This window comes from uncultured Ruthenibacterium sp., assembly GCF_963558415.1.
Lineage (GTDB): Bacteria > Bacillota > Clostridia > Oscillospirales > Ruminococcaceae > Ruthenibacterium.
Genome location: NZ_CAUWGY010000090.1, coordinates 1 through 9,136, shown reverse-complemented (window position 1 = coordinate 9,136; position 9,136 = coordinate 1). Strand labels below are relative to the sequence as shown.

The following is a 9,136-nucleotide window of genomic DNA, read 5'->3' as shown; positions in this document are numbered from 1 at the left end:
TCAGCAGTGGTTGCCTCTTGGATAGCGGAGTGTGCACGGTCATAGATGCACACGCTGCCGCGCTGAGAAGCGCCCTTCTCGTTGAAGTAGATGCCCACACGGTTGCCGCCGCGGGTGATCTTGCTGGTGTCTACGCCGTAACGACGCAGGCTGTTCACAGCGGCCTGGCCAATGGCATGAGCAGGCAGTTTGGTGACGTAAGACACGTCGATGCCGTAGTTGGCCAGAGAAACGGCCACGTTGGCCTCGCCGCCGCCGAAGGTGAACTCCAGATGGTCGGCCTGAACGAAACGCTCGTAGTTGTAGGGCTGCAGACGAATCATCAATTCGCCGAAGGTGACAACTTTCTTAGACATATGTATATGCTCTCCTTTTCAATTATTTCTGAACCAGGTGGATGGCAAAGCCAGCGATCTCATCTTTGAAGTACGCAGCTTTGGCGGTAACGGTCTCCTCGCGGAACTCGATGCCTTTGGCTTTGAAATAAGCGATGGCACGGGGCAGGGTGTTGGTGCCGATAGCGATGTGGCCGTTTTTGCCCAGGTACATTTTCTTCATGATCTCCACGCCTTTGTTGCCCACAAAGATGCTGGAGTTGCCCTCGGCAATGTCAAATCCGAACATAGCGCCGAACAATTTGGCGGCTTTCATAGCCTCTTCAGCGTTCTCGGTGTTGATGCCGATGTGCTTGACTTCGAAGCCCAGCATGGTGCTGACTGCCTCGCGGGTCAAACGCTCGATCTCGTCCCACTTCTCGGCCTCGATCAAATCTTTCTTGACCATCCAGGTGCCGCCGCAGGCAACGATCTTGTTGAAGGACAGATAGTCCATCAGGTTTTTGGAATTCACGCCGCCAGTAGGCATCCAGCGCAGATTGGTGTAGGGGCCAGCCACTGCTTTCAGTTTGGCCACGCCGCCGTTCTGCTCGGCCGGGAAGAACTTCACAACATCCAGACCCATGCTCATGGCCTGCTCCATCTCGCCGGGAGTGGCAGTACCGGGCATCATCAGCATGCCTTTATCGATCACATATTTGGTGATCTCCGGGTTGAAGCCCGGGCTCACGATGAACTTTACGCCCGCGGCAATGGCGCGGTCCGCCTGCTCTTTGGTCAGAACGGTGCCGGCACCCACCAGCATTTCGGGCACTTCCGCCACGATGCGTTTGATGGCCTCCTCAGCGGCAGCAGTGCGGAAAGTCACTTCCGCAGCGGGAAGTCCGCCTCTTACCAGAGCCTTGGCCAGGGGCACAGCCTTTTCCGGATCGTCCAGAGCGATCACGGGCACGATACCGATCTCATAAATTCTTTGCAGCACGTCGTTCATGATATCTTCTCCTTTGTCACAGAGTGGTGTTCCGTATTATGGAACCGCGTTCCACTTTCTTGCTGACTTCATTATAAACATCCCGATGCGGTTGTCAATGTGTTTTGGGTGGTTTTTTTCAAAAACCGCGCAAATCCTTGATTTTTCCCTTGCTTTTCCCCTTCGGATACCGTACAATACAATGGAACGGAGTTTCACATTGTGGAATTCGCAAAAAATACGGGAGGGTTGTTTGTGGAAAATGTAAACGGCGGGGTACAGAGCGTGGCACGCATTTTTTCGCTGATCGAGGTGCTGAGCGCACATCCGCAGGGCGCATCTTTGCAGACCATCAGTGCAGAGAGCGGTCTTGCCAAGAGCACCACGCACCGGCTTTTGTCCAGTCTGGTAGCTCTGGGCTATGCCGTACAGGACAGTTTTTCCACGCACTACCGTCTGACGTTGAAAATGTTTGAACTGTCCAGCGGCATTGTAAACGACATGGACATTTTGTCGGTGGCAAAACCGCATCTGGACAAACTTTCGCGCCACACAGGCGAGGCGGTGCACCTGGTGATTCAGGACGGCATTGACATCGTTTACATTTATAAAGCCGAGGCAGGGATTGGCTCCATGCGCATGTCCAGTCACGTGGGGCTGCGCATTCCCATGTACTGCACGGGCGTGGGCAAGGCGATCCTGGCCACCCAGAGCTACGGCGAGGCCGAGCGGGTGTGGCGCAAAAGCACGATTCGGCCTTTGACCCAGCACACCATCACGGATTTTGGCGCATTGGTCGAGGAGCTCAAGCGGGTGCGCATGGCGGGCTACGCTGTGGACGATGAGGAAAACGAGCTTGGCATCCGGTGCGTGGCACTGGCGGTGCCGGGCATGAACGGCCGAGCCGAGGCGGCGTTCAGCATCTCGGGTCTGGCGGCCCAGATGACGGCGCAGCGCATGAAGGATTTGGCCCAGATGGGACTTTCCGCCCGGCAGGACATTCTGCGGGATCTGGGCTGGCATTGAGTTTTGAGGAAAGGCAGGTGCACCTATGAAACAGTGCATGGACGCAGAAAATCTGCACCGGCGTTTGAAAAAAATTGCCGGACAGGTCAATGCCATCGACAAAATGGTGGATGAGGACGTACCCTGCGAGGATGTGCTCATTCAAATCAACGCGGTGAAAAGCGCTCTTCACAAAGTGGGGCAAATCGTGCTGGAAGGGCATCTGAACCACTGCGTGCGGGACGGCATCGAGCATGGGGATGCCGACAAGACCATTGAAAACTTCGCCAAGGCCATCGAGCATTTTTCGCGCATGAGCTGACGGCGAAAAAAAGCCCCGGGCGGGTTGAAACCAGGCCTGAAAATCTATATAATAGTAAACAGAAGTCCTATGTTTCTATCACAAGCCTGAAGGGTCCCTTGCGACATATGTCCCCGTTTTTTCCACCGGTTTCCCGGTTTTGTGCGGCCGCGGACCCTTGCCAGCCAAATGGGAGGGAAACACCATGCTGCAAAAAGACGTTGTGATCGCCGAGCGGTTCCAGACCCGGGAATATCCGGTGTCCCAACTGATTCAGACCGCTCATTCTTTTCAAAGTTCTATTTTTCTTGTCTGCGATTCCAGCCGCGCCAATGCCAAGAGCATGTTGGGAGTTTTGGCCCTGACGCTCTGGCCCGGCATGACCGTGACCGTTCAGACGGATGGACCGGACGAAAGAGAGGCACTCAAGGCCGTGACAAACCTTTTGGCCGGTGTGTAACAAAAAAGAAAAGAGCGCCGCATGTAAAAAACATGCGGCGCTCTTTTTTATTGTGCAAGCGGCACAGGGAGATACGCATCGCTGCCCGCTAAAAAGTCCGATGTGTCCATGAGCCCATACTGGCCGTTTTCCCACAGCGTCAGCACACGCCGGTCGTCGGCGTATAAGATGGGCACCGGCTGCTGCCAGCCTTCCAAAAGGGTCTGCTGGGGCAGCTCCACTTGTGTGCCATCTACGGTGTTCACTGCAAAACGGCGTGTGGCGACCTGGCCTGGCAGTGTCCCCTCGGGCCTCATTTCAAGAATGAGCGTGTCGCCGATTTTTACCGGACAATCCACAAAATCCGTTCCCCACTCAGGCCCAAAAGATGCAAGCACAGTGTCCTCTCCGGTGAGAAAATCCGCTTTATGAAGCTCGCCATCTTTGTCAAACACATAGCAGCACTGGTCAAACACAAAGCCTACGCTCTGGAACTGCTGCCACTGAAACAATCGCTGTTCCTGTCCATTCTCATCTACAAAAAAGAGGCTGTGGATCTGCGAGGAGATTTTCTGCTCCCAGTTGTCCGTGGGCAGTTGGCGGGACCATCCGCCCTCATAGATGCGCTTCATCACCACGTGATTTTGGAACACTCCCACAACGAGGATGTTGTCCTGAGGGTTGCCAAGCTGCGCCAGGTTCTCCACTGCACCACTGTCCAGTTCCACCCGCAAAAGCCGCGCGTCCAGGACGCTTCCCCCGTCGGAAAGCGTCCTTATCAGCGCGTAGAGATGCTTTTTGTCCGCGGCAAAATAAAGGCCCACATCTTCGTTGGCCCCAAAGGTGAACACCGTACGGCTGCCGGTGCCGTCCATTTCGCGCACCTCCACCCGGGCAGGCACCGCCGGGGTCTGCCCCAGCGCCGGCACCCGACCGTGTACCAACACCAGCCGGTCGTCCAGAGCCAGCAGCCGCGGCCGGCTGGTGGTGATTTGTACAAAGGCCGAACAGTTTTCGTCCGTGTGGGCACAGCCGGGCTGCTCGCACAAAACCGTTCGCTGTGCAGCTTCAAAATCCGTGCATGTGAGGACCGGAGGTTTGCCTTCGCGCATGAGGATCTCATAATATCCCCGGCCGTTGCCGCTTCCATCTTCCAAACCGTAAAAAGTCAGCGGTCCGGCGTCGGCTGCAGGCACAGCGGCCGGCTGCTGTACGGCGCTCTCAGGCGGCACGGATTCGCAAGGCGCATTTGAGGACGCCGCAGGGGTGCACGCTGTCAAAAGTGCCAGCGCCAGACCCAGCGCCCCTTTGAAAACATGCTTTTTCACAGCGTGTCCCCCCTTTCCTATAAAAAATTTTATCCTCTTGTTGTCACCAACTTGTATCAATAAAAAAAGCCTGCCGCTTTACAGCGACAGGGCAATGTCCTCGATGAATTTGTGGATTACTTCCAACTGGCGGCCTTTGCATTGATCCAAAAGGCCCGCGATGTCCTGGCGCAAGTACAAATCATTACGGGCATCTTCGGTATAATCCAGTGTGACTACGCTCTCAAGCGGGATGTCGTATACTTCGCACACCTGTAACAGCTTTACCAGGCTGATGGGCTGCTCCCCGCGTTCGATCAGTCCCCAATACTCGCTGTTTTCTCCCAGCGGCTCACAAAATTTTTCCCGTGTGAGTCCCTTTCGTTCCCGGATGCGGCGCAGCTTCACCGCAATGTCTTTGATTTTTCCGTTGATATTTCTTTCCACTTCGCCCATGTCCTTCCTCGCCACCAGTGTTTAAGTCTCATTGTATCGGAAAAACCGATTTCGATACAGTGATAATATTATACAAAAGTCATTGATTTTCATGTATCTTCGCACATTTTTTACTTGCTTGTTGACAGAAAATTCCTTTAGGGATACACTATACCTATACCCCCCATAGGTATAAAAGGAGTGTGGTGTGCAGTGGAGCGAGTGTATAAAATTTTGAAAGATGCCGAAAAGCGGGAAGTCGTTTTTCTGGTTTTGGGCGGACTTTCTCTGGTGGCCAGTTTGCTGGCAGGCGGACGTTTTGCGGTGGACCCGGCCTGGGTGGCGGTGGCGGTGTGCGGCATTCCGATTTTGAAGGAGGCCGCCGAAGGACTCATCACCCGGTTTGACATCAAGGCGGATGTGCTGGTGAGCCTGGCGCTGATTGCATCGGTGTTCATCGGAGAGGTGTTTGCCGCGGGCGAAGTGGCGTTCATCATGCAAATCGGCGCGCTTTTGGAAGAGCGCACCGTGGCCAAGGCCCGGGCGGGCATTGAGCGGCTGGTTCGTCTTAGCCCGCGCACGGCCCGGCGCGTGACCGATGCTGGCGAAGAGGTGATCGATGCCAGCCAGGTGCAGGTAGGCGATGTGCTGCGGGTGCTGCCCGGACAGACGATTCCCGTGGACGGCACGGTGCAGGAGGGCACCACTTCGGTGAATCAGGCGGTGATGACCGGTGAGTCCCTGCCCGTGGACAAGGGACCGGGAGACCCGGTGTTCAGCGGCACGGTGAACCAGTTTGGCGCCTTTACCATGCGGGCCGACCGGGTGGGCGAGGACAGCTCTTTGCAGCGCATGATCCGGCTGGTGCAGTCCGCGGACGCAGGCAAAGCAAAAATCGTGGGCATTGCGGACCGGTGGGCCACGTGGATCGTAGTGGCGGCCCTGACGGCGGCACTCGTGACCGGACTTGTGACAGGCCAAATCATTCGGGCAGTGACCATTCTGGTGGTGTTCTGCCCCTGTGCATTGGTGCTGGCCACCCCCACAGCGGTGACAGCGGCCATGGGCAACGCCACCCGGCACGGGTTTCTGGTGCGGGAAGGCGACGCGCTGGAACGGCTTTCGCAAGTGAAAAAAATCGCCTTTGACAAGACCGGCACCCTGACTTTGGGACAGCCCCGGGTGGAAAAGGTGCTGCCTTTGAACGGCTGGCAAAAAGAGGATTTGTTCGCTTTGGCTGCCGGAGCCGAAAAGATGTCCGAGCATCCGCTGGGCAAAGCCGTGGTGCGGGATTTTGAATCCCGGTACGGCCGGAGTGCCCCGGCGTGTGAAGATTTTACCATGGTGCCGGGCCGGGGCGTGCGGGCCAAGGTGGACGGCCGCGACGTGGCTGCCGGCAGCCCCGCTTTGCTGGCAAGTTTGGGCGTCAAAGCGCCCGAAACCGAGGACGGCACCTGCATCTGCGTGGCAGTGGATGGCCTGGCCGCAGGCGTGCTGACTCTGGCCGACACCGTGCGGCCCACAGCGGCGGGAACCGTGGCAGCGCTGAAAAAACTGAGCGCAGACCCCGTGCTTTTGACCGGAGACCGGGCGGGAGCGGCGCACACCATTGCCGGGCCGCTGGGCATTGAATCGGTGTACGCAGACTGCCTGCCCGAAGACAAACTGCGCCGCATCGACGAGATGCAGGCCAACGGTCAGCCCGTTTGCATGGTGGGAGACGGAATCAACGACGCCCCCGCTTTGAAGCGTGCCTTTGTGGGCATTGCCATGGGCAAGGGGGGCAGTGACATCGCCGTGGATGCAGCAGACATCGCCTTAGTCAGCGACGACATTCGTCAGTTGCCCCATCTTTTGGCTTTGTCCCGGCGAATGATGACGGTGATTCGCATCAATCTGAGCTTTTCCATGGCTTTGAACTTTGTGGCTGTGGCGCTGGCCATGACCGGACTTTTGAATCCTGTGGCCGGCGCGCTGGTACACAACGCCGGTTCGGTGCTGGTGATCGTGCACTCGGCGCTTTTGCTGCGCTTCAGACGGCGGGCGGATGTTTGAGTTCCCCGCTCATACAAAACAAACCCCCGGAAACAGATTCCGGGGGTTTTTGATTTTACAGCATTTCTTTTTTGTTGCCCATGTGTAAAATGGCGTCGTAGTCGATGGCGCTTCGCACATCCGGCTCCAAAAGGGGCGAAAATCCGGCCAGCTCTTCATCGGTCAAATCCTCGATGGCTTTGCCCTTCTCTTCGCAGTACAGCACCATGCGGCCCACCAGGCCGTGCGCGTCCCGGAAGGGCATGCCCTTTTTGACTAAGTAATCCGCCACTTCGGTGGCGTTGAGAAAGCCTTTTTTCACCGCCGCGGCCATGGCTTCGGGATGGGGCGTCATGGTGGCGATCATCCGGTCCATGCCCTCGATGCTGTCCGAAACGATCTGCCAACTGGAATAATAGGCCTCTTTGTCCTCCTGCATATCTTTGTTGTACGCAAGGGGCAGCCCCTTCATCATGGTCAAAAGCGTGAGGAGATTGCCGTATACGTGGCCCGTGCGGCCCCGCACAAGCTCGGCCCCGTCGGCGTTTTTCTTCTGGGGCATGATGCTGGAGCCCGTGGTGTATCGGTCGTCCAGGGTGATGAACCCGAACTCCGCGCTGCTCCAGAGCACAAGCTCCTCGGCCATGCGGGACAGATGCATCATGGTCATGGCATAGGCGCCGGTCATCTCGATGACGTAGTCGCGGTCGGACACGCCGTCCAGAAAATTTTTGCACGGGCCGGAAAAACCCAGCCGCTGGGCCGTGAATTCCCGGTCGATGGGATGGGTGGTGCCCGCCAGCGCACCGCAGCCCAGGGGGCACTGGTCCAGCAGGTTCAAGGCGTTTCCGATGCGCCGGCGGTCCCGTTCCATCATCTCCTTGTAAGCCAGCAGATGGTATTTCAGCGTGACCACCTGCGCCCGCTGCAAATGGGTGTAGCCTGGCATGATACAAGGATACTTTGCAGCCACCTGTTCCAACGTAGCACAAAAGTGGGCCAGACGCCCGGCCACCCCGCGTCCGGTGTCCCGCACGAACAGCTTCATGTCCGTGTTGACCTGGTCATTGCGGCTGCGGGCGGTGTGCAATTTTTTGCCCACGTCCCCTACCCGGCGGATCAAATTCAGTTCCACAAAGGTGTGCACGTCCTCGTAATCGGAAGTATAGGGCAGCGCTCCGGCCTTGTAGTCAGCCAAAATGCCCGCAAGGCCCTCTTTCAAAATCTGCCCTTCCTGCAAAGTGAGCATGCCGCACTCCACCTGCATTTCCACGTGGGCAACGCTTCCCTGCACATCCGGCTCAATGAGCCAGGCCGTGGCGCAGTTGTCCCCGTTGAAGCGCTCCATCCAGGCGTCCTCGTCCTCTTTGAAACGGCCGCCCCACAGATGGGTTTGGTATGCGTCGGCCATATGTGGTCTCCTCCCCTCTTAAAAACGCAGACTCAAACAGCTCAGCCCGCCGTCGATTTTGCGAAACTCCGAAGTGTCGCACACCAATACCGGATACCCAAGGCTCTCCACCGCCGCCTGGACGGTGGGATAGCCCGCGGGCACGATGACTGTGCCGTTCATCCAGATGCAGTTGTTTTCCAAATATACCACGCCGGTTTTCAAATGCAGCACCTCGGTCAGGGGCACCGCCACCACCTTGCAGCCGAACTGTCCCAAAATCTCGCCCAACTGGCGGATGCCTTCGGCGTTGGTGCGAGCGGACTGGCCCACATAAAAGGTGTCGCCGCACATCATCACGTCTCCGCCCTCCAGGGTGCCCGGGTCCGTGATGTGAAAAATTTTATCTTTTGGATAAAACTGCTCCAGCACCGGGGCAATGGCCGCAGTCTCGCCTTTGCGGCTGGCCGCGCCGGGATTGGTGACGATGGCGCAGTACTTGGTGACAATGGCCGGGTCCTCTACAAAGCAGGAGTCGGGATATGCTTCGTCCGGGGGCAAAACGGTCACGTCCACGCCGCATTTTTTAAGCGCCTCGATGTAAGCCGCGTGCTGAGCCAGGGCTTTTTCGTAGTCCGGGACCCCCAGCTCCGGGTGGTCGGTGATGCCGTTGATCATCGCTTTGCAGGGAATTTTTACGATGGCATGCTGAAACATGATTACTCCTCCCATTTCTGTTTGAGCTTTGCCTGCACGGTGATGGGCAGGCCGAACAAATGGATGAACCCGGCGGAATCCTTCTGGTCGTAAATTTCGTCCTCGCCGAAGGTGGCCAGCTCCTCGCTGTACAAACTGTAAGGAGACGTTGTGCCGGCGGGGATGATGTTGCCCTTATAAAGCTTCAGTTTCACATCGCCGGT

10 protein-coding genes and 1 pseudogene are annotated in these 9,136 nt (G+C 57.2%); 4 read left to right on the top strand and 7 right to left on the bottom strand.

Annotated elements, in window-relative coordinates:
- Together AB5H98_RS11625 and AB5H98_RS11620 are read right to left on the bottom strand one after the other, a co-directional pair.
- Positions 1–356, bottom strand: a 356-nt coding sequence (locus AB5H98_RS11625; protein ID WP_367926060.1) for a PfkB family carbohydrate kinase, incomplete at its 3' end; no start/stop codon positions are given.
- A 22-nt stretch (positions 357–378) separates the two neighbouring features.
- Positions 379–1,326, bottom strand: coding sequence for a bifunctional 4-hydroxy-2-oxoglutarate aldolase/2-dehydro-3-deoxy-phosphogluconate aldolase (locus tag AB5H98_RS11620; RefSeq protein WP_367926059.1), 948 nt, complete (start codon positions 1,324–1,326; stop codon positions 379–381).
- 234 nt (positions 1,327–1,560) lie between these two features.
- Here AB5H98_RS11620 and AB5H98_RS11615 point away from each other — a divergent pair, with 234 nt between their 5' ends.
- The 3 genes from AB5H98_RS11615 (at position 1,561) to AB5H98_RS11605 (ending at position 3,071) form a co-directional block, all read left to right on the top strand.
- Positions 1,561–2,331 (top strand): IclR family transcriptional regulator, encoded by a 771-nt coding sequence (locus AB5H98_RS11615; protein WP_367926058.1) that lies wholly within the window; start codon positions 1,561–1,563, stop codon positions 2,329–2,331.
- 25 nt (positions 2,332–2,356) lie between these two features.
- On the top strand, positions 2,357–2,632 hold the full coding sequence (locus tag AB5H98_RS11610) for a metal-sensing transcriptional repressor (protein ID WP_367926057.1): 276 nt from the start codon (positions 2,357–2,359) through the stop codon (positions 2,630–2,632).
- Between the two features lie 184 nt (positions 2,633–2,816).
- The gene (locus AB5H98_RS11605) at positions 2,817–3,071 is read left to right on the top strand and encodes an HPr family phosphocarrier protein (RefSeq protein ID WP_367926056.1); all 255 of its coding nucleotides are present in this window, start codon (positions 2,817–2,819) and stop codon (positions 3,069–3,071) included.
- A 47-nt stretch (positions 3,072–3,118) separates the two neighbouring features.
- On the opposite strand, the gene AB5H98_RS11600 is transcribed toward AB5H98_RS11605, so the two are convergent.
- Together AB5H98_RS11600 and AB5H98_RS11595 are read right to left on the bottom strand one after the other, a co-directional pair.
- Positions 3,119–4,378: a hypothetical protein gene (locus AB5H98_RS11600; protein WP_367926055.1), complete on the bottom strand. Its 1,260-nt coding sequence runs from the start codon at positions 4,376–4,378 to the stop codon at positions 3,119–3,121.
- Between the two features lie 78 nt (positions 4,379–4,456).
- Positions 4,457–4,813, bottom strand: coding sequence for a helix-turn-helix domain-containing protein (locus AB5H98_RS11595; protein ID WP_367926054.1), 357 nt, complete (start codon positions 4,811–4,813; stop codon positions 4,457–4,459).
- Positions 4,814–5,014: 201 nt separating this feature from the next.
- Here AB5H98_RS11595 and AB5H98_RS11590 point away from each other — a divergent pair, with 201 nt between their 5' ends.
- Complete coding sequence (locus tag AB5H98_RS11590; protein ID WP_367926061.1) at positions 5,015–6,847, top strand: heavy metal translocating P-type ATPase; 1,833 nt, start codon at positions 5,015–5,017, stop codon at positions 6,845–6,847.
- Positions 6,848–6,902: 55 nt separating this feature from the next.
- Here the strand turns inward: AB5H98_RS11590 and argH are convergent, their stop codons facing one another.
- From argH to AB5H98_RS11575, 3 genes and pseudogenes are all read right to left on the bottom strand, one after another.
- Positions 6,903–8,237 carry an argininosuccinate lyase gene (gene argH / locus AB5H98_RS11585; RefSeq protein ID WP_367926053.1) on the bottom strand — a complete coding sequence of 445 codons (1,335 nt, stop codon included), beginning with the start codon at positions 8,235–8,237 and terminating at the stop codon, positions 6,903–6,905.
- Positions 8,238–8,255: 18 nt separating this feature from the next.
- Positions 8,256–8,933: a dimethylarginine dimethylaminohydrolase family protein gene (locus AB5H98_RS11580; RefSeq protein ID WP_367926052.1), complete on the bottom strand. Its 678-nt coding sequence runs from the start codon at positions 8,931–8,933 to the stop codon at positions 8,256–8,258.
- Between the two features lie 2 nt (positions 8,934–8,935).
- Positions 8,936–9,136 (bottom strand): annotated as a pseudogene (locus tag AB5H98_RS11575) (argininosuccinate synthase); the annotation flags it as partial.